The following is a 21514-nucleotide window of genomic DNA, read 5'->3' as shown; positions in this document are numbered from 1 at the left end:
CACCAAAAGAGGCTAACGCCCGTTAGTAATAAATTACTGATTGCAGCCCGTATTCAACACTTTTTGTTTAATTGATTTTAAAAATCTATATTGGGGAATTATTCTAATACAGAATAATATTTTTTAACCTAACCTAACCCAAATGCATACGCTATTATATTCGGCTTCTGCCGAAATATTCTATCGAAAATATTGCTATAACCTATTTTATAGCTATTCGATTTCACACACATTTCTTAAGGATCGAATTCAGTCTAACAGCAGCTAGACTCACTGATCATATTTACTAATCTAATTATTCAACTAAACCTAATTATTATGAAAAGAGTGTTATACACCCTTTTGATAGTGGCATGTGTCTGCTATCAAGGATTTACTCAAGACAAATCCAAAACCTTTATCCGGCTAGAAGCTAGCCAAGGACAAATACCCAAAACTGAATTGTTGAGAAATCAACTGCGCATGACTTCCGCTGAGGAGATGAAACCCCTGAAGGCAGAGAATGACCAACTGGGCTATCGCCATGAAAAATTCGAACACTTCTACAAAGGCATAAGAGTAGAAGGCTCGACTTACACCATTCACTCCAAAAATGGCGTACCCACTCATATGACAGGTAACTACGCAACTATTTCTGAGATTGATATCAACCCACAAATAACAGGTCCATCAGCTTTGAGTGCAGCCAAGTCTGCTACTGAGGCCAGTGAGTTTGCCTGGGAGACAAATGGAGTAAGTGCCACACTACCTCAAAGAAAGCCTGAAGGGGAGTTGGTTATAGTCCAAAATACTTCAAATGGATATAAGGCTCGTTTAGCTTATAAGTTTCACATTTTGGGTAATAAGCCCTTTGTGAATGCCTATGTGTATATCGATGCGAAGACAGGAGAGGTAGTGAGATACAATAGTGTGATCAAACACGCAGATGCAGTAGGGTCAGGCGCTACTCGCTATAGTGGAACACAAACCATCACTACCGATAGCAATGGCGGTAGCTACAGGTTGAGAGACTATTCCCGGGGAAATGGCATATTGACTTATGATGGCACCACGGCCACGAGTGCCAACCAAAGCACAGGAAGGCCCAATGGTTCTTCGGAATACACAGACAATAACAACAGCTGGACCGCTGGAGAATACGACAACGCAGACAAGGACAATGCAGCCTTAGATGCACACTTTGCGGCAGAAGCCACTTATGATTTCTTTATGAGCAACTTCAACAGAGATAGTTATGACGGAAATGGAGCGTCCATCGAAAGCCATGTAAACACGGACATAGAGTCGGTATATGGCTATCCAAGTGGATACAATGACAATGCCTTCTGGACTGGCTATGTGATGGTATACGGAAAAGGCAATAGCCTTGACCCATTGACCACTGTAGATATTACTGCGCATGAAATTGGCCATGCATTTTGTACTGGTACTGCGGATTTGGTATATGAAAAAGAATCAGGTGCTATGAACGAAGGACTAAGCGACATTTGGGGAGCTTGTGTCGAATATTACGTCAATCAGAACTATGGGTTGAACAAAGACCTTTGGAATCTGGGGACAGAGATAGGACAAACGTTCAGATCTATGTCTAACCCTAAGGCCTATGGTGATCCAGATACGTATGGTGGCACCAACTGGATAAGCCAAAATTGTACACCGAGTAATCAAAACGACTACTGTGGTGTGCATACCAATAGTGGTGTAACAAATCACTGGTTTTACGTATTGGTAGCAGGTGAAACAGGTACCAATGACAACAGCGACTCCTACAGTGTAACTGGCATTGGCGTAGATGATGCAGCTGCCATCGTTTGGAGAACCGAGTCTGTTTATCTCAATACCAATTCAGATTATGCAGATTTTAGAACATATTCTATTCAATCGGCTGTGGAGTTATTTGGCTCAGGATCAGCTCAGGAGATAGCCGTGACTAACTCTTGGTATGCGGTTGGAGTAGGATCAGAATATGTCCAGACTTGTTCTTTGGCTGCACCGAGCAATTTTGCTTCGTCAAGTATCAATGACAATGGGTTCACGCTTTCCTGGAGTGCTGTTTCAGGAGCAGCGTCATATACCATTACGGTGGGTGGCTCTTCGACCAATGTAACAGGAACTAGCCATGTAGCTTCTGGATTGAACTCAGGGACACAATATGCTTGTACTGTAGTAGCGAACTGTGGTACCGGTGGTAGCGGACTTTCGTCTAATCTAAACGTAACTACTACAGGAACACCACCACTCAACTATTGTTCATCCAATGGGAATAATACTTCTGATGAGTACATCGGTAGAGTTCAACTCAATACTATTGATAATTCAACCGATGCTTCTTCAGGAGGGTATGGTGACTATACAACTCAATCGACCAGTTTAACCAAAGGAGAACAATACACGATAACTATCACGCCGACCTGGACAGGAACGGTTTATAATGAAGCCTACTCAGTTTGGGTGGATTATAATCAAGACGGTGATTTTGCAGATGCTGGAGAACAGGTCTATTCTCAGGCTGCATCGCAAACTTCGCCAGTTAGTGGGTCATTCACGGTGCCAAGCGGAGCTGCAAATGGCAATACCCGAATGAGGGTATCTATGAAGTACAATGGCATTCCTACTTCTTGTGAGTCATTTCAATATGGTGAAGTAGAAGACTACACAGTCAATTTGGTAACAGGTTCTGCTGATTCTGAAGCACCAACAGCACCATCAAATCTAACTGCATCGAGCATTACACAGACTACACTGACACTCAATTGGGATGCTTCTACTGATAATGTAGGTGTAACGGGCTATGATGTGTATCAGGGCGCAACTAATATTGGAACTGTCACCTCTAACTCAGCGGATATTACGGGATTGACTGCAGGTACGGCATACTCGTTTAGCGTTAGAGCTAAGGATTTGGCGGGCAATATCTCAGATGCAAGCAATACAGTAAATGTAACTACTCAAAGTGCAGGCATGACTTGTGCTTCTACGGAGGCCATTCCATATTCAGAAGGATTTGAGTCTGGTTTTGGTGGTTGGACTAATTCAAGTGGAGACGATTTTGACTGGTCGAGAAGAACAGGGTCAACACCATCGGGTAGCACGGGTCCTGGCAGTGCTTCGGAAGGAAGCTACTACATCTATGTAGAAGCTTCTAGTCCAAACTATCCAAGCAAAACAACTCGAATAGAAAGTCCATGTTTTGACCTTTCAGGAGAGAGTGCTGCTAGTTTCTCTTTCAAATATCACATGTATGGAGCTACCATGGGTTCACTTGTGTTGGAGGCTACGACAGATGACACGAATTGGTCGTCGGTATGGTCTGAGTCGGGTAATCAGGGCAATAGCTGGCAGACGGCTAATGTTAATTTAGATTCCTACACCGGGGATGTTGTTAAACTTAGATTTGTGGGCACAACTGGTTCGAGCTATACAGGAGATATTGCTGTTGATAATGTTTCTTTTAGTGCAGGAGGAACCGGTGGCACAACCGATGTGACACTTACTTTAACATTTGATAACTATCCAGAGGAGACCAGCTGGCAAATGCTCAGCGGGAGTACTGTTGTTGCTTCAGGTGGTACATACGGCGCTCAAGCTGATGGATCTACATTGAATGTAAATGTTACTTTGGATGATGGATGCTATGATTTTGTAATTAATGACACCTATGGTGATGGTATTTGCTGTTCTTATGGTAGTGGATCGTATAGTCTGACAGACGGAAGTACTACACTGGCTTCAGGAGGCTCTTTTGGGTCTAGTGAGACTACACCATTTTGTGTAGGAGGTGCAGGCTTTAGCGCATTTGCTTTTGGCGGAACGCCTTCATCGTCTGTAGGTACGCCTGTTAGTGTAGATATGTATCCTAATCCAGTAGTAGGCTATTTTTTGAATATCGTTACTACTAGAGATGAAGTGTCTTATAAAATTACGAACCTCATGGGCAAAAGAATCTCAAGTGGTCAGCTTGTGAATAGTAAAGTGGATGTGAGCACCCTGAAATCAGGGATATACTTACTTCAATTGGTTGATGAAGGAGGAAAATCAGTAATCAAGAAGTTCTCTAAAGAATAAATAGCGGACTTGGTCGTTAGATGATTGCAACCTTTTATTATTTAATATAAATACGAGCCGGAGAGGGAAACCTTTTCGGCTTTTTAGTTTCCTAAAATTGCTAAGAATTGAGCTTTCAAGTCTTCATTGCCCTCCAACTGAGCAAGAACTGCTTGCTGCAAATAATTCGGAATATTTTCGTTATTGCTCATCCTTTGGTTTACATCTTCGAGCATAGTTACCATTTCTCCTTTATATAAGTCTTTAGATTTGAGTTCGGAGATCAAATTTTCCATCTCACTCGAAAGGACAACTGGTTGTGTTGTGATTGGCATTGCAGTAATTTGGCTCTGAATCTGATCGATGCACACATCGTATTCAGCAATTATTTTTTCAAAATCTTTTTTCTTTAGTTCACCTGATTCTATTTTTTGACTTACTGATTCGCAATCTTCGAAATATGCTGCAAACCTCTTCTTGGAAGTCAGGTTACTTGTTTTGTATTGCTCCCCTTTCCAGTTGACTAAAATCTTTAATGCAAAGTTGGACGAAGAACCAAGGTCAGGGTCATTATACAAATACCTACTAAAATATTTGCCTTTAATATCAACTTGTACAAATTGATATCTGCCATCTATTTTTAATGTTTCATAGTCATCATTTTTACCTAAATGAACTGAGCGAATTTGGTAAGATTTATAACTGATCTTTTTCTTTCCATCTTTTACTTTCGCTTCATCTGCTTTATACTGATCGCCTGTTTCCAAATAAATTTTGCCATAAATGGTGTCCATTTTGGCAGTTACTAGCCATTGATCTTGGCCGTAAGAGAATACTGAAATTGAAGAAAAGAATAAGAAAAAAAGTAGAGCACGCATAACTTAAAATTGATGTGGCACGAAGTAAACAATTTTTATTCGCTTTTTTTAATTAAACAACAAGTCATCAATGGGCAAGACTTTTTACGACCTAAAGTTTTAATGTGTTCTTAATATTTTAGATGGAATGAGGCTATTGATATTTAATTTTCTATTATGTCTAAAAATTGAGCCTTCATTGCTTCATTGTCTGCTAATTCTGAAAGGATAACTTCTTGCAAATATTTAGGAATAAATTGATCAGCATTTATTTTTTGTTCAATGTCTTTAAGCATTGGGACTATCTCTCCCTCATACAGCTCATTGGATTTTAAATCAGAGATAAATATTTCGAATTTTTCTTTAGGGCTTAAACTTTTAAGTCGATTTTCTCCGACCGGTTGATTTCTGGATTCTTCAATACACATATTATATCGAAGAATGATAACATCCATGTCTTTTGATTTTTTGATGTCTTTATTTAAAATTTGGCTTTCTAAAGAAGGGCAATCCTTCAGGTATTCAGCCAATTTTTTTCTGGAGGTCAAATGACCTATTTTGTATTGCGCTCCTTTCCAGTTGACCAGGATAGGCAATGAATAACTAGCATTAGGTCCCGATTCAGGGTCTTTATAAAGAAATCTGCTTACATATTCTCCTGGCAGATCAACTTTAGCAAATTGATACCTATCATCAATTTTTAATGTTTTGTAATCTTTATGCGTGCCCAAATGTACAGACAATAGCTTGTATGCTTTATGGACATTTTTTCCATTTTCATTGATAATTCTAGCTGCATCCGCTTTCAAAGGATCACCAGTGTCCAAAAATATTTTACCATAAATCGTGTCCAACTTGGCAGTGACCAGCCATTGTTCTTGACCAAACGAAAGAGTTGTGAAAATGAAAAATAAGGTGGTTGTTAGTAGGGTTCGCATATCTCAGTTTTGACTAGCTGCTAATAAAGCTAAAATAATTCAATTGGATTAAAGGATTATGAAATCCTTTTTTGTTCTGATTGAAATAAAAAAGCGCTATTAAATGCTTAGCCAATAGGTAAGTTTTAAAACAATACCGCGGTTTTTTGTTCTGAAATCCGTAGTGGCGTAGTTGTCTGAATAAACTAGGAAAAAATCTGACATCGGTTTGTATCTCCACTGAAGACGGCTATTGATATTGAAATTTTCATCCTGTGTATTGTATTGAAGAAAAGTAGTCCACCACATATTGTTTCGTAGGCTTATTTCTGCCTTTGGACCTACAAGATGCAAGGTGGTTTCGCCATATCCTTCGGCTAATTTTATTTTGTTCATTCTATAATCGATTGTAAAAACGCCCCAGGGTTGAACTCTATAACTTATCTGTTGACCAAACTCTATTCTCGTTCCATTAAAAAAGCCACCAAAGTTAAATTCTGTACTGGAATACAGCTTTTTGAGTTGATTAGTGGAGTAACTGGTTTGATAATAATTAAAATCATATTGGTCAACTGGCAATGGAACATCTTCACCAATCAAGTCTGCAGGTACTTGAAGTGTTACCGATCTATTGAGTATTCCCAGTCTTGTTCTGGAGTTATTTCTAAAAATAATACTGCCATTAAGAGAGGTTCTTCGTGCCATCAACTCGCCATCATCGTTGTACTCAAATACTGTCCAGGTGAAGATTTCTGCATTTCTATACCAAGTTTCATCACTTCCATTCCAGACGTAGCCTATCCAGGGGTTAATGGAATGATACCCAATTCTTATTGTTGTGTCTAATTCCGCATCATAGTGATGGAGTCTCGGGGTGAACCCCATTTCGGCGATATAGTTTTCACCTACTTTGTTATAACTAAACCCTGCCCTTACATTTTCACCGGTATAAGTACCATTTAATGCTGTAAATTGATTTTTATTTAACTTTTCTTCTGTCGTGGACCAATGCATTTTCAATGAAGCATTAAGTTGGCCACCTTCTGAAACATAGTTGAATTCTGCACCCCCAGTTCTGTTATATGTTCTATCTGTTAGTTCATTTTCTGGAAAGTCCTCTTTATTGTTGAATAAAACTTTTACTGAGGAGCGTTTAAAGAAACGTTGTTGCACACTTCCTACAAAAAAGTTGGTGGGGCTGAGATCACCTGAAGCTTTAGTATGAACATCCATGATTCCTATACGCATGCCGTCAGTAATGTTCCCTGATATTCTAGCCCCAAAAGCTACTGGTACTGGTTCGTTGTCTTCATCAATACCAATTCTTCTTGAAAAGAAAGGACGAACCGCCCACGTACCAAAGTCTGAGAAAAGGTCGCTATTTTCTAAAAAGAAACCTCTTTTCTCAGGGAAGAACACGCTGAATCTCGAGACATTAGTGACTTGTTGGTCAACATCCACATTTGAAAAATCCGGATTCACAGTGAGGTCCAAATTCAACGAAGAGGTTAGGGCAATTTTGGCATCTCCTCCAAAGTCCAAACTACTTTCAACTGGCTCGTCTTCTTCATGATCCTTTGAACGTGCCGTAGAAATGTATGGTATCAATGCCATGTTTCCTTTTGTTTTTGCGGGCGGCGTATCCCAGTTCAAGGTGCCAAAGTAGCCGAGCTCGATGCCATCAAATTCGATGGGTACGTGAGCCCAGGTCGAATAGACATTCCTTTTCATGTCATTTCGAACTAAGTTGATGCCCCAATTATTGTTATGCTGATTATATCTCAGGGTTTTAAATGGAATGGCCATTTCAACTGTCCAGTGATCTTCAAATTTACTTACTGCAGAAAACCATTTATTGTCCCAATTAGAATCCATATTGGTAGAGCTTCCCCTGGCAGTCAATGTAGCTTCTACCTGAGCCCCACCCGCATTTACACCAAACAAATAGCCATTGGTCTTAGTGTTGATGGGGTCTATAAGGATGCTGAACCCATCACTATCCCAAAAAGCGCTGGTGTTATCTCTTTTCAAGGATTGGATTACCAGTTCGTCCATATCTTGGTAACAAACAGCAGACACATAGAGAAAGTTAGCATCATAGGCCAACTTCACTTTAGTCCTAGCTTTAGCCAATCCTGTGTCCTGTGGCCATTTATTGATAAAATCTGATGAAGGTGCTAATTCGGTCCAAAATGATTCATCGAGCTGACCATCGAGTGTTACTTCGGCATCTATTCTTTCAATGTGCAGTTGAAAAGCCTGATTATTCCCAGTCTTGTTATTTCCGCCAAAGCAAAGCGTAGCAAGGCTACACATCAATAGAGCAGTCAGTCGATAGATCATTAGTAGTTCGTTGAGTCTACAAAATTAACGGGATTGAACGCCAAAGTTGACGCTATGTGACTAATGGTCGATATCAAAGGCTAATTGGCCAATATCTACCAATAAATGTCCTTTATTGATGAATATTGACCATTCGAACGCTGCAATTAGCCGTATGTAGCCAAATCAGTATAAACACTAACTGAAATCGTATATTTGTTGCAATGGGAAACCTTGAAGCCAGAGTAGCAGAATTATTTAAAAACAGACTGTTTAGCCATATATTATTTTGGCTGAGCTATGTGGTTTTTCATACGGTACTTTGGGGAAGCTACAAAGGTGAGTGGGAACTGGCTTTTATAGATCAACTCATCTATTTGCCTGTAAAAATTGTAATTACCTACTACACAATTTATGTGTTATTGCCCAAATATGTACTTAAAGGGAAATGGGTGTCATTTGCTTTTTTACTCATTGCGTCTGCCCTTACAGGAGGTACGCTCTATCGTTTGATCACCTACTATGTAGAGTACCCACTATTTTATCCGAAATATTTGAATGAGCAGGTGTTGCAGATGTTTAAAATTTTCAAAGGCATCGTTCAGATTTACCCAGTGGTTTTTCTGGCTACTACCATCAAAATATTGAAGCATTGGTATGTCAATCAACAAGACAAACAAATCCTTGCCCACGAAAAATTGGAAGCAGAATTAAAATTTTTAAAAACTCAGATTCATCCACATTTTTTATTCAATACGCTCAATAACCTCTATGCGCTTACACTAAAAAAATCCGATCATGCACCTGAGATGGTGCTGAAGCTTTCAGAGTTGATTAATTATATGCTCTATGAATGCAATGCGCCGAAAGTACCCTTGGATAATGAATTGAATTTCATCAAAAATTATATCGAAATAGAACGCATGCGACATGGAGATAACCTGGATATCAAAGCCATGATTACGGGAGAAACGAGCGGTGTGTACGTGGCACCTATGATTATTTTGCCTTTTCTGGAAAATAGCTTCAAGCATGGAGTGAATGAAGAACTGGATAAATCCTGGGTGTATCTGGATTTGTCAATTATTGAAAATAGACTCAAATTGAGTATTGAAAATAGTAAGAGTGAAACCCAGCGGCTGGATGATCATGAGCATGGCATTGGTCTGAAAAACGTAAAAAGAAGGCTGGATCTATTATATAGAGATGACTACCGTTTGGATATCATAGATGGAGCGAAAACTTTTACTGTAATGATGGAAATAAACTTTAGGAAAACGGCATGAAATGTATAATCGTAGATGATGAACCGCTGGCTATTGAAGTCATCGAATCGTATGTTGAGCGCATCGACGCCTTGGAACTTGTAGGTAAGTTTAGAAATGCAATCAAGGCTTTTGACTACATTCAGTCTGGCGAACCTGTGGATCTTATCTTTTTGGACATTCAAATGCCGAAATTGACAGGTATTGAATTCTTAAAGACGTTGACCGAACCTCCGAAAGTGATTTTCACCACAGCTTATCGAGAATATGCGCTTGAAGGATTTGAGCTAGAGGTGTTGGACTATTTGCTCAAGCCTATATCATTTGACAGATTTATGAAGGCTGTGTCTAAAGCACTCAATCAATCAAAGGAAGTGGAGATTTCTACCAGTGCTGAAGGGGATGATTTTATCTTTTTCAAATGTGATAAAAAAATGATTCGCGTTGGGCTGAAGGACATCCTCTATATCGAAAGCATCAAGGACTATGTGAAAATTAAGACAGCTGAGAAAGAGGTAGTCACTCACCAAAAAATCAGTGTGCTAGAGACGAAGCTGCCCGCCAATCATTTTATCAGGGTGCATCGTTCTTTTATCATCAATATTCCCAAAATAGAAAGCTACTCGGCCAGTGAGATCGAACTGAATAATGAAAGCATTCCGGTGGGACGAAACTACAAGGTAGAGGTGATGGAGAAGTTGGGGAAGATTGTGCTTTAGCTATCAATTAGCTTTAATTCGAATAGCTTAGCCAAATGCCCCTTCAATTTTTCTTGTACCTCATTCATGTCTGGCTTTTTTCCTAACTCAAATTCCAAAGAAGTCACGGCCTTGTCATCAATACCACAGGGTATGATGTTTTGAAAATAGTTTAAATCGGTCATCACATTGAAGGCAAAGCCGTGCATGGTTACCCATCGGCTGGACTTCACACCCATCGCGCATATTTTCCGAGCCTTGGCTGGATGGTCAATGTCAATCCAGACACCAGTCAACCCGTCGATCCTTCCTGATTCAATTCCATAGTCGGCAAGCGTTTGAATGATCGCTTCTTCTAGCAGTCTGAGGTATTTGTGGATATCTGTAAAGAAATTATCTAAGTCCAGAATAGGGTAGCCTACAATCTGGCCAGGTCCGTGATAGGTAATGTCTCCCCCGCGATTGATTTTATAAAAGGTAGCGTGCTTTTCTTTTAGGCCATTGTCATCCAGCAAGAGATTGGCTTTGTCACCAGACTTTCCTAGCGTGTACACATGTGGATGAGAGCAGAAGATTAGATAGTTGGAAGTAATAGTTTGTTCAGAATCCTCCTTCTTTCGATTTTCTATTTTGAGTGCGACGGTTTGGTCAAACAACTCAGTCTGGTAGTCCCAAGCCTTTTGATAATCAATCAACCCCAGGTCAATAAACTTTGTTTCCTTATTCTGCACTATATTCATCACACTCCTCTTTTTTCCGACAAAACTACAAAGAACAAATAGATCATGCCGTAGAGACTTGCTCCCAAATGATGGTCTCAGGATGACTATACCATTCTTCTAGTTTGCCGGTATATCGATGCTCGAGAACATTACGTTTAATCTTCATTGTTGGTGTAAGAATTCCATTTTCAATACTCCATGGCTCATGGACGATGATGGCCTTCTTAATTTTTTCATAGTCTACCAGATTTTGTACCACTTGCGAGATGGTTTCTTTGAGTCCATGAAGCACATCTTCCTGAGATTTGCTGAGACCGATTTCCGAAAGCACGATCAAAGCAATAGGTTGTGGCAGACTTCGTCCCAAGACGCAGATTTGCTCTACATCAGAGTTGAGCGCAAATCCCCATTCTATAGGTCCGGGAACTATAAATTTTCCTTTGGCAGTTTTAAAAGTATCCTTGATTCTTCCTGTAATGGTCAAATATCCTTGGGCATCCATCTCTCCCATATCTCCAGTATGCAAGTAGCCATCGGCCAGCACCTGAGCTGATAGCTCAGGTTCCTTATAGTAGCCCGACATTACCCAGTCTGCTTTCATCAATATTTCACCAGATTCTGGGTCTATTTTCATATCCATATCGGGGTATGCAGTTCCTACTGTACCCATTTGCATAGCATCTAGTGGCATAATTGTGCAGATACCATGGTTTTCTGTCATGCCATACAGCTCTAGCAGGGATAGACCCATTTTTTGATACCATTCGTGCAAAGATTGTGGGCAAGGAGCGGCGGCAGTTACCAAGATTTCCGCTTTACTCAAGCCAAGTCCTTTTTTGATTTTGTTTTTAATGAAGGTGCTCAGCAGAGGTATTTTGAGTAATAAATCGAGTTTTTTCTGCGGTAATTTGGCTAGCACACCAAGTTGAAATTTGGTCCAGATTCTAGGTACACCAAAAAATATGGTGGGCTGTGTGTCTTGTAAGTTTTGAACAAACGTATCTAGTGACTCTACAAATGATATGGAGCCACCAGAATAAATACCGCAGGTTTCAACTACCCCTCGTTCGGCCACATGGCAGAGCGGAAGGTAAGAAAAGAACCGATGGGGTTTATTGATAACACTAAGTACTTTTTGCACAGCTCGAACGGCCAGCTGATAGTTGTTGTGTTGAAGCATGACCCCTTTTGGGGTACCTGTCGTACCTGAAGTATACAGTATAGCCACCAGGTTATCTGAATGAGGAATTGGGTTTTCAATCATTGGCTGTGTTTGCTCCATGATATTATCCCATCGACTATATGTGCTTTCTGTGCTCAGAGGTAAAGCAATGCCATGAATGCCTTTTGGAACGCCTTCCTTCATTAAATCCCAGTCTTCTAGTTTACCTGTGAATAGCACTTTGGATTCAGAGTGTATTAAAATTTCATTGAGTTGATTGGCAGTAAGGTTGGGGTACAAGGGTACCGATACATGTCCAGCCATAGTGATGGCCTGATCTGCTAATATCCAATGTGCACAATTTTTAGATACAATGGCGATCTTACTGAGTCGTGGTAAATTCAATTCACTCAGGTATTGCGCCATTCTACGAATTTGATCAACCGATTCGGCCCAGGTATAAGTTGTCCATTGACCTCCCGAAGGCTGTCTCAAAAAAACGTCATCGGGTTTTGTCTGTTCCCAGTGGTACAACATTTCAGTGAGAGTAGGCAGGTGGTCGATGTCTAGTTTTTCATGCATGAGTGGCGCCGTTTGTTGCACCCAACAAGATAACTGAAAGCCAAAAACCATCACAGTATCCAAAGAAAAAATTAACTACGATGAAGGTGAAAAAAAGGTTTTATGTACAGGATTGACCTATTTTTTGTACAGAAGCGAACAGTGGAAGAGTATTATTGATCAATGATTAATATGTAACTGGCTATAAATCAGCAACTAACAATAGTTGGCATCGGATTGGTTATAAAACTGGCAAGGTCAATTACTCAAAATAAATTACTCATGAAAACGCACACCTATTTACTCGCACTCTCTCTGGTGGCATTCAGCTTCACTCTCCATGCCAATACAGAGGATAAAAATGAAAATGTAGAATCAAGTGCCAAGACAGAGATCTTGGAAATAGTGGATACCGAAGATTTAACAGTTGGAGAATGTGTGGCTTGCCCCGTTCCAGTTCAAATCTTTGATAAAGACTTTAATCTCATTCTGACAGGAGAAGTCTCTCCGATGCATGATGCAAGTAGTCAGAAATTGAGAGTACTTATCGGGCAAAGCAATTTGATAATGGAATCAAATGCCGCAATTATTTATCAGCTCGAAGAATAAAGATAATAGTTTACGGTTGGTTGATGAAAAGGGGCATTTTTTGTCCCTTTTCTCTTTTTACTTCTTTTTGTTCTTGTTGCGCTTGAGTGATTTGATGAATTCACCCCACGCAAAAGGATTGAGTAAAGGAACAGAAGTAGTCTGAAATCTGGAATTGTAAGTGAGCATTTGCTGGTTTACATAGTAGTTGTAGTTGTTGCCAGCGTTCATCGGCAGATTCCTATACATTTTGTTTAGCATGGCTTGATCCAGGCTTTGTTGCATATTTTTATATTGATACTGATAGGGAACTTGCATAGCTAGTATAGCTTCTTTCAGTAGCTCTTCGGTCGGGTAAGGGTAAATTTCGACTTCTGGCAGATAGGTAGTGTCAGGCAATAATTCAATTATCACAGTATAGTTATCACTTCCTCCCTCCGGGATAAGCAGATGCATTTTTTCATAACCTACTGCGCTGATAATCAAACTGTCATTTTCAAGCACAGGCATCGAAAAATAGCCATAAGGATTGGACGTTGTTCCCCTTCCCCCTTTTGGCACAAATATGTGCACACCTGGAACTCCCGATGTACTGTCTTCACCAACCACAATTCCAGAGAACTGGATGATTTTTTGATCCGTTTGCCCTATGGATACTAAGGCATTAGACATAAATATGATACCGAAAAGAGCTGCTAAAACGTGCTTCACCGATTCTTTTTCTTTAATTAATGCTAATTTGCACTAGTTGGTTTTCTATGTCCACAAAACTAATCAATAATTCAGCAATCCTTATTGGATGGTTTGGTCATTATATATCCCTAAACTCCAGAATTCATGCAACTAAAGCATTTTAATCTTCAATTTGGTTCGCAAATTTTCAAGTCATTTTCTGAAGAAGCAAGAGTGAGAATCATGTTCCTCTTATTTAATGAAAATGAATTAAGCATTTCAGATATTGAGCACGTTTTAGATTTTACGCAAACCAAAACTTCCCGACATATTACTTACCTCAAACATGCTGGCTTACTAAATTCCAGAAAAAAGGACCAGTGGGTTTTTTATCAAATTAAAGAGGAAGTTATGGGTATGGTTTCCCAAATATTCAAGTTTCTAAATAAAGACCAACAATTGCAAAAAGATTTGGAAACACTTAAAGTGCTACACTCCAACAGGGAATTATCAATTAACAAAAAACCAATACTATAGTGAAGCCCTATAAATATTTATTTTTTGATCTCGATCATACTTTATGGGATTGGGATGCCAATGCCTCTGAGACGCTTTTTGAACTATACCACAGGTATGATCTTGCTAAATATGGAGTAGTGGATGAAACTATATTTCGCGATGTTTTCTTTCATGAAAATGCAAAACTTTGGGCGGATTTGGATACGGGGAAAATTGACAAATTCTTTCTGAGAAATAATCGTTTTCGCATTGTATTGGAGGCAGCGGAAGCCAACATGAAAAGTGTAAAAGAAGATTTACTGATCGATATCAATGCCAATTTCTTGAATGAATGCTCTAAAAAGAAAAAAGTGATTGATGGCGCATTTGAAGTGCTGGACTTCTGTAAACATCATTTTGACCTTCACATAATAACCAACGGTTTTGAAGAAATTCAATCTATCAAGATGGAACATTCAGGCCTGGATCAGTATTTTGATAAAATCATAACTTCAGAAAAGGCAGGACACAAAAAGCCAAGTGCTGGGATCTACAAATATGCTTTAAAACATACAGGTGCGGTCTTAGAAGATTCTTTGATGATCGGGGATAACCTAGGTACAGATATCAAAGGCGCCAGAGATTTTGGTATGGATCAAGTGTATTTCAATCCGGCAAAAATCAGTCACAAAGAAGATGTAACTAAGGAAATCAATCACCTGATTCAATTGCTTGAGCTGCTTAGAAAATAGTTCACTCGTTAAAATTGGTTAAATAAGAATCGTTACTTCTTCAAAAACGTAAATTTGAGTCATGAATAAAATGGCCATTCGTGGGTTGATAATAGCTATGGGCATGGCACTAGTAGGTCTGGTGGTTTTTCAAGTCTATTGGATTGAAAGCATTATTAGTGCGAATGAAGAAGCTTTCAAACGTGATGTACAGGATGCATTGACTTTAGTAGCTCAAAAGTTGGAGAAGAAAGAAGCCATGATTGTAGCGGTAGATAATTTCCACACGAACTTTGCGTTCAAAAGCCCTTCAGAGAGTGATTCAAATCAATATGAGTTGATCGAAAGTACATTTGAAAAGAAAGTGATTCAAGTGCAGGACTATGCCAAAGACACGAGCAGACGTCCGGAATGGCTGAGTTTTTATTTTGATTCAGAAAAAAATGATCCAAATCTCAAAAATGTCTCGATTACCCTAACCGAAACTTCTTCCAGTAATTCAGATGAACAGATCATTATCAATGAAGGAGAAGTTGATTCTATAATTACCAACAACATAGAATATCAGAAAAGACTAAAGCGTATTGCCAAAAAGAGTGAGTACGTACAGCTAGCTATGCATGAGTTATTTGCTGGCGTAAAATCACTGGATAGTAGAATTGATGCACAAGAAGCGGATTCATTGTTGAGAAGTAGTCTGCAAGATCGTGGGATAGAGCTTGCATTTGATTTTGGGATATTCGATCCTTTAGAAGAAAGATTCACTATTGAACAAATTGCGGATAGCAAATCGGCATTACAAGCTTCTCAACTACGGGCAAATCTTTTTCCAAATGATATCATGGGTGCCGCTGGTTATTTAGTGATCAGATTCCCAGATCAGCAGACATATTTATTAGGTAAGATTTGGGTGACATTACTTTCTTCATTGATCTTTATTGTGATCATTCTGGTCTGCTTTTCCTATGCTATACATACCATTTTCAAGCAGAAGAAATTATCAGAGATTAAAAGTGATTTCATCAACAATATGACGCATGAATTCAAAACACCTATCTCAACAGTGTCGCTGGCATGTGAAGCATTGCGCGACGATCAAATTAGAACCACAGAAGGACTTAGCGAAAGATATTTAGGCATCATACATGATGAAAATAAACGATTGGGACTTCAGGTAGAGAAGGTACTTCAAATGGCAGTCATAGAGAGAAATGATCTTAATTTGAAGCTTGAGCAGATCAACGTTCATGAAATCATCGAAAAAGCCTTGGACAATATTCAAATACAAGTCACAAGCAAAGGCGGTCATATTTCTAAAGATTTGCAGGCCATCAATCAGACTATTACGGCGGATCAAATGCACTTAACAAACATTGTGTACAATTTATTAGATAATGCCAACAAGTATTCAATTGATCAACCTACCATCAAGATTATGACGATAGACCATGCCAAAGGCATTGTGATTAAAATAATAGATAAGGGCATTGGTATGTCTAAAGATGTGGTGAATAAAATATTTGAAAAATTTTATAGAAACCCTACCGGCAATCTCCATGATGTAAAGGGTTTTGGACTTGGACTGGCTTATGTGAAAAACATGGTTGAGGCCCATGGAGGTTATATTCAAGTTAAAAGCGAATTGAAAAAAGGAAGTGAGTTTAGCGTTTTTCTTCCTTACCAAATAAAGAAAGAATGATATGAGTAAAGTCAAAATTCTTCTGGTGGAAGACGATCCTAATTTGGGTCAAATATTGAATGAATACCTTCAGCTTAAGGGGTATGAAACCGTTTTATGCCAAGATGGAGAAGTTGGCTTCAAGAATTATCAAGAGGGTAATTTTGATTTCTGTATTTTGGATGTCATGATGCCCAAAAAGGATGGCTTTTCACTGGCAAGAGATATTCGGGCGATGGATAAGCAAACACCTATCATCTTTCTTACGGCCAAGTCAATGAAAGAGGATACCATCGAAGGATTGAAATTGGGTGCAGACGATTATTTGACTAAGCCTTTTAGCATGGAAGAACTTCTGCTTCGGATTCAGGCCATACTAAAAAGAACAAATAATAAAGGAAGTGGAAAGTCGGATGTTACCTCATACCAGCTTGGCTCTTTGCTGTTTCGTTATGACAAAAGCGTACTTGAAAGGCCCTCAGGGGAGATTAAGTTAACTTCCAGGGAAAATGAATTACTCAAGCTTTTTTGTGATCACATGAATGAGACATTGGATCGAAGTGTCGCATTGATGGCCATCTGGAAAGATGATAGTTATTTTAATGCAAGAAGCATGGATGTTTACATTGCTAAGCTCAGAAAGTATCTAAAAGAAGAAGAATCCGTTCATATTCTTACCGTTCATGGGCAAGGGTTTAAGCTTGTAAAAATGGACTAATTTTATTATATTGTGTATCCGCCCATTTCCTAATTGTGGCGGTTATAGGAACTTGTTCCCATTACCTGTAGAACTAACAAAATTTAAAGCCGAAATACGCTGGTGTAGTTTTACATTAGTTTTATTTGTTCACCTGTAACCCAAATAATTTATGCTTTTAGTACCTTCTATTTCAATAAAGGATGGCAAAGTAACCCGACTGACCAGAGGCGATTATACTTCTGGAAAGATATATGACGAAAGTCCGGTGGATCTTGCCCGTCGATTTGAAGATCACGGAATCAATCGATTGCACCTTATTGATTTAGATGGAGCAAAAAAAGGGACTCCAGTAAATTATCATATCCTTGAAATGATGTCCGGCTATTCAGACATTGCCATCAATTTTTCTGGTGGTATTCACACAGATGGAGATGTTACGAAGTCATTTGAGTATGGTGCTGAGAGTATTACTTCTGCAACTATTGCTGTCTATAACCCAGAATTGTTTACCTCTTGGATGATGTCCTATGGGCGTGAGAAAATTGCGTTGGGGGCAGATTCGCTCGATGGACTTATACGTGTAGGCGGGTGGCAAAAAGGTACAAAGCTTGATACGTTCGAGCACATTGACTATTTCTATTCCAGAGGGCTGAAATATCTTAAAACTACCGACATCTCTAGGGAAGGAGCGATGGAAGGGCCTTCATTAGATTTGTATCAGCAAGTAATAGCAAAGTTTCCAAATCTTTCTTTGTTCGCTAGTGGTGGGATTAGAAATGTAGACGACATCAAAAAACTACAGGATATAGGAGTATATGGGGTAATTTTCGGAAAGGCATTTTACGAAGGAAAAATCACCCTCGATGATATGGAGCAGTTTGCCGTAGGGGTCAATTAATAATCTTTGAAATTGGTCTTTTCATAGACCGGACGACGTTTCTGCTTTCTGATAATCCAGTAGATTCCATCGCTTTTTTCCACTTTATCTTTTTTCCCATAAGGAGAAGGATGTATCAAGTCGCTATTGTCATCTTTCGGTGATTTTCCTTTTCCATTGAAAACAAGATTAAATCCAAATCTAAAATCCACAGCATCAATCTTAGTGACATCCCAAAGTCGTAATAGTTTATCAGAGGCCATGTAGATTTGACAAGAACCAAAATTAACTGCAGCTGCTAATCCTAGGTCTATGCCTTGTTGAGGAATCCTGGATACATTAGCAGAAAGGTCCAGTGTTCTTCCAAATTTCCGAGTATAACCGGCCGAATAAATGGTTCTAAAGTTTCCTTTTACAATGAACGTGGCAATCGACCCAATGAAACGATCGTTGGGTGTCATTTGATAAATTAGACTGCCAAATGCTGTAGTGTTGAGCCCAGAAGTGTAAGAGTGGTAGAGGGTGGTATCTTGCAACCTGTTTCTTAATGAATCTAAGTACGCATCCTGAAAATTGTCCACGTCTCGAAGACTGATGCCTTCAAATCGGAAGGTGGTGTCTGCAAGAGTATAAATTTCTGGATCCACTTTCCAGCGGATGAATCCAAGATCATTTACTGACACAGCAGCTGAAAGCTCGTTATTGATTTTCCAGTGAGCACCGATATCAATTCCAGCCCCAAGATTGCCATTACTTATCAAATGCGAAGTCAATTTGTCACTATCTAAGATATTAGTCCCCGAAGTGTTTACTCTCGCTTTGTTGAGACGAAAGTTGGCTTGAAAATTATCTTCCTCAAAACCGACTGACCCATCGAATTTATTGTCTGTAACAGCACTGACCATACCATTTAGGAATTTAACCCTGACACCGATATTAACACCTTTGTTTGGAATACTTCGCCAGACTCCAAACCCGTATTCTCTATAGTATCGTACGTCTATGGCCGTTTTACTCAAATCAACATTGTCTCCAACAAAAGGTGTATTGCCATTCCAGGCCATATTGACGACATCGTCACTGTAAAAACCTCTGGCTCCCATGCGCTCACGGATGAAAAGCGAATAGGCTTTAGTTTTTGACTTTCTCCAAGCTACATACATAGTAGACACTTCTGCCTCCATACTGAGGTAGTTTCGTTTTTTTGAGTTTCTAACAAACCTGTCAATGTCCCACTCTCTTTCACCTAGTTCATTGGTTGTAATGGCGTTTTCGTAGCTAATTCGTCCATTGTAATCAAACATGACACCTGATAGTACAGGCAGTCCAATAAACAATTTACCTTCTGGCATGAAAGCTGGATTAAAGTTGCTTCCTTGATAGGTACTGTTGGTTAAATGATATAGGGAAATTCCTGACTGCGCTGAGACTGCACCAGAACCTAGAATCCCTAAAAATAGGATTGTAATATGTAGGGTTCGCTTAAAGTTCATGGTTGATATCCGCTTGTGTGGCAATCTTTAATACTACCTGGTAATCAGAAAAAACTTTGACATAGTTGTCTTCATCTGCTTTGTAACTATGGACGGTCATTTCCATATTAACTATATCCGCGTCCAACAATTCTTGATATCCATTTCCTCTATATACTTTTACAACAGAGGAATTACGTAGCGGTTCTTCTATTTTGCCAGAAGTAGGTACCTCCGGAGAAACCAATAATAATACATCTGTAAATTCAAAAAGAACGGTCGAGTCAGCAGCTAAAAATTGCATATTGACAGTTCCACTAAAGGGCAATTGATTTTCGCTTGTTAAAATCAAATTGATAGTATCTGCATCTTCGAACTCAAAGCCAGCTATGTCCGTCCCAAAATCTCTCGTAAGTTCAGTCAAGCGGACATCTAGTGGTAAGTTGACTTCGGTAACTATTTCGACCTCGCTATTTTCTGTCACAAAATTTCTTTCTGAGGTGGTTGGATTATTGAAGTTGGCCTCAGCATCTATACTAATAGAAAAGAGCGTGGGTGAAATTGCAAGCAAATCTCTGAGATTTGAATTTTCTTCATCAATCGTTACCAAAGAGCTTACACTATTATCTACCTGGCTTGTGCTTGGAGCTCTAACGAGTTGAGGTGAAGTTGTAATATCACCTGACAAATTCACATTTGTACCTGCCGCATTAGAAGCAGATATGCCATCCAGATTCATGCCCATCGGCACGCCAAAAGAATTGTCGATATAAAAATTGATTTCTGGTTGGTTGAAATACAAACCAAATTCAGATAAGCCTTCGAAAAAATTCATTTCAATGGTTTGGTCTTGGATGTCAACAGTCTTGTCTCCAAACCATCCATAAATTTCACTGAAAGCTGCTCCTGTAATGGTCAAGGTATAATTAATTTGCTCTGTACCAATGATAAAATCACCTGTCTTCACTTTGATTACTCCGTCGAATTGCCCACTAAACTGATTGACATTACCTACTCTTACCATCACCGTTTTATGATTGACTAGAGATTGACTAACGTTCTGTGAGCCACTCGCTGGTAATGTACTTGAAAAGACTAATGGCTGACCTGTGTCTAGATCAACAATATCATTGATTGTCATCTCAAACTCAATGGCTGAAGTGTATCCAGATTGAATGTCTAATGTGATCGTTCCTGCTGTATATTTAAGTGAATCCAACTCTTCGTTATTAGGGGAGTCATATTCAAAATTTAATGGCTGAGTAGGGATGATCACATCTTGATCTGAAGGTGATCCCGGAATAGGTGTGTCATTGGGTTCTATCACCCCGGAGTTGGTAATATCATCCAGAGTAATAATTTGACTAATGTCATTAAAAAAAGTAGTATCCCTGTAGGCTAATGAAAGTAGTTTGGTATTGTCTTCCGATATTTCAAGATTTGGATCTTCCAATTCGGAAATGAGCTCCTGTATTGTATAAGTAGTTTGTCCAATAACTATCGATACATCTGGAGTATAGGGAGGAGTTTTGATGTCATCAAAATTCAATTCACCTGCGTTACACATTGAAAAGAATAGCAGAATCAACCCGTACAAGATGGTATTAAAAAACTGATATCGTTTGGTCAAGACAGATCTGATAAGTTGCACAAATTTTATTTATTCCACACTTTTTGCCACGCTGAATGGCAATATACTAATATTTCTAATTTTAGAAATACTAAAAGCTAAACGGTTAAGCTCAGCTTT

17 protein-coding genes are annotated in these 21514 nt (G+C 39.2%); 9 read left to right on the top strand and 8 right to left on the bottom strand.

The genetic code is table 11. The annotated features are described in order from the left end of the window. The first annotated feature begins 318 nt into the window (after positions 1 to 318). On the top strand, positions 319 to 4065 hold the full coding sequence (locus tag ACOQO5_RS14820; protein WP_420582469.1) for a M4 family metallopeptidase: 3747 nt from the start codon (positions 319 to 321) through the stop codon (positions 4063 to 4065). Positions 4066 to 4148: 83 nt separating this feature from the next. Here ACOQO5_RS14820 and ACOQO5_RS14815 read toward each other — a convergent pair whose 3' ends face one another. The 3 genes from ACOQO5_RS14815 to ACOQO5_RS14805 form a co-directional block, all read right to left on the bottom strand. Next, complete coding sequence (locus ACOQO5_RS14815) at positions 4149 to 4922, bottom strand: hypothetical protein (protein WP_420582468.1); 774 nt, start codon at positions 4920 to 4922, stop codon at positions 4149 to 4151. A 143-nt stretch (positions 4923 to 5065) separates the two neighbouring features. Continuing rightward, positions 5066 to 5839 (bottom strand): hypothetical protein, encoded by a 774-nt coding sequence (locus ACOQO5_RS14810; RefSeq protein ID WP_420582467.1) that lies wholly within the window; start codon positions 5837 to 5839, stop codon positions 5066 to 5068. 99 nt (positions 5840 to 5938) lie between these two features. Further along, on the bottom strand, positions 5939 to 8161 hold the full coding sequence (locus ACOQO5_RS14805; protein ID WP_420582466.1) for a DUF5916 domain-containing protein: 2223 nt from the start codon (positions 8159 to 8161) through the stop codon (positions 5939 to 5941). 203 nt (positions 8162 to 8364) lie between these two features. On the opposite strand from ACOQO5_RS14805, the gene ACOQO5_RS14800 reads away from it, so the two are divergent. Beyond that, a complete protein-coding gene (locus tag ACOQO5_RS14800; RefSeq protein WP_420582465.1) occupies positions 8365 to 9426 on the top strand; it encodes a sensor histidine kinase in 1062 nt (353 codons plus the stop codon). Continuing rightward, the gene (locus ACOQO5_RS14795; protein ID WP_420582464.1) at positions 9423 to 10124 is read left to right on the top strand and encodes a LytR/AlgR family response regulator transcription factor; all 702 of its coding nucleotides are present in this window, start codon (positions 9423 to 9425) and stop codon (positions 10122 to 10124) included. The genes ACOQO5_RS14800 and ACOQO5_RS14795 overlap by 4 nt, the downstream gene beginning before the upstream one ends. Here the strand turns inward: ACOQO5_RS14795 and lipB are convergent. Both lipB and ACOQO5_RS14785 read right to left on the bottom strand, forming a co-directional pair. Further along, on the bottom strand, positions 10121 to 10843 hold the full coding sequence (lipB, locus tag ACOQO5_RS14790) for a lipoyl(octanoyl) transferase LipB (protein WP_420582463.1): 723 nt from the start codon (positions 10841 to 10843) through the stop codon (positions 10121 to 10123). The two genes, ACOQO5_RS14795 and lipB, sit on opposite strands and share 4 nt — an antisense overlap. A 43-nt stretch (positions 10844 to 10886) precedes the next feature. Beyond that, a complete protein-coding gene (locus ACOQO5_RS14785) occupies positions 10887 to 12569 on the bottom strand; it encodes an AMP-binding protein (RefSeq protein WP_420582462.1) in 1683 nt (560 codons plus the stop codon). Positions 12570 to 12830: 261 nt separating this feature from the next. On the opposite strand from ACOQO5_RS14785, the gene ACOQO5_RS14780 reads away from it, so the two are divergent. Then, positions 12831 to 13157, top strand: a complete 327-nt coding sequence (locus ACOQO5_RS14780) for a hypothetical protein (protein ID WP_420582461.1) — start codon at positions 12831 to 12833, stop codon at positions 13155 to 13157. A gap of 57 nt (positions 13158 to 13214) precedes the next feature. Here the strand turns inward: ACOQO5_RS14780 and ACOQO5_RS14775 are convergent, their stop codons facing one another. After that, positions 13215 to 13847: a carboxypeptidase-like regulatory domain-containing protein gene (locus tag ACOQO5_RS14775; protein WP_420582460.1), complete on the bottom strand. Its 633-nt coding sequence runs from the start codon at positions 13845 to 13847 to the stop codon at positions 13215 to 13217. A gap of 126 nt (positions 13848 to 13973) precedes the next feature. Between ACOQO5_RS14775 and ACOQO5_RS14770 the strand changes: the two genes are divergently transcribed. The 5 genes from ACOQO5_RS14770 (at position 13974) to ACOQO5_RS14750 (ending at position 18313) form a co-directional block, all read left to right on the top strand. Continuing rightward, positions 13974 to 14345, top strand: a complete 372-nt coding sequence (locus tag ACOQO5_RS14770) for an ArsR/SmtB family transcription factor (protein ID WP_420582459.1) — start codon at positions 13974 to 13976, stop codon at positions 14343 to 14345. Continuing rightward, positions 14345 to 15058 (top strand): YjjG family noncanonical pyrimidine nucleotidase, encoded by a 714-nt coding sequence (locus ACOQO5_RS14765; RefSeq protein WP_420582458.1) that lies wholly within the window; start codon positions 14345 to 14347, stop codon positions 15056 to 15058. The genes ACOQO5_RS14770 and ACOQO5_RS14765 overlap by 1 nt, the downstream gene beginning before the upstream one ends. Positions 15059 to 15119: 61 nt before the next feature. Then, entirely contained in the window at positions 15120 to 16736 is a 1617-nt protein-coding gene (locus tag ACOQO5_RS14760; RefSeq protein ID WP_420582457.1) for a sensor histidine kinase, read from the top strand. 1 nt (position 16737) lies between these two features. Next, entirely contained in the window at positions 16738 to 17433 is a 696-nt protein-coding gene (locus ACOQO5_RS14755; RefSeq protein WP_420582456.1) for a response regulator transcription factor, read from the top strand. Between the two features lie 151 nt (positions 17434 to 17584). Continuing rightward, the gene (locus ACOQO5_RS14750; protein WP_420582455.1) at positions 17585 to 18313 is read left to right on the top strand and encodes a HisA/HisF-related TIM barrel protein; all 729 of its coding nucleotides are present in this window, start codon (positions 17585 to 17587) and stop codon (positions 18311 to 18313) included. Here the strand turns inward: ACOQO5_RS14750 and ACOQO5_RS14745 are convergent. Both ACOQO5_RS14745 and ACOQO5_RS14740 read right to left on the bottom strand, forming a co-directional pair. Beyond that, on the bottom strand, positions 18310 to 19785 hold the full coding sequence (locus ACOQO5_RS14745) for a DUF5723 family protein (RefSeq protein WP_420582454.1): 1476 nt from the start codon (positions 19783 to 19785) through the stop codon (positions 18310 to 18312). The genes ACOQO5_RS14750 and ACOQO5_RS14745 overlap by 4 nt on opposite strands. Further along, positions 19775 to 21415 carry a hypothetical protein gene (locus ACOQO5_RS14740; RefSeq protein WP_420582453.1) on the bottom strand — a complete coding sequence of 547 codons (1641 nt, stop codon included), beginning with the start codon at positions 21413 to 21415 and terminating at the stop codon, positions 19775 to 19777. The genes ACOQO5_RS14745 and ACOQO5_RS14740 overlap by 11 nt, the downstream gene beginning before the upstream one ends. Positions 21416 to 21514: the final 99 nt, after the last annotated feature.

The organism is Reichenbachiella sp., from assembly GCF_965223055.1.
Taxonomy (GTDB): Bacteria; Bacteroidota; Bacteroidia; order Cytophagales; family Cyclobacteriaceae; genus Reichenbachiella.
Note: the sequence above shows the minus strand (reverse complement) of the source record. Positions and strands in the feature narration are given on the sequence as shown.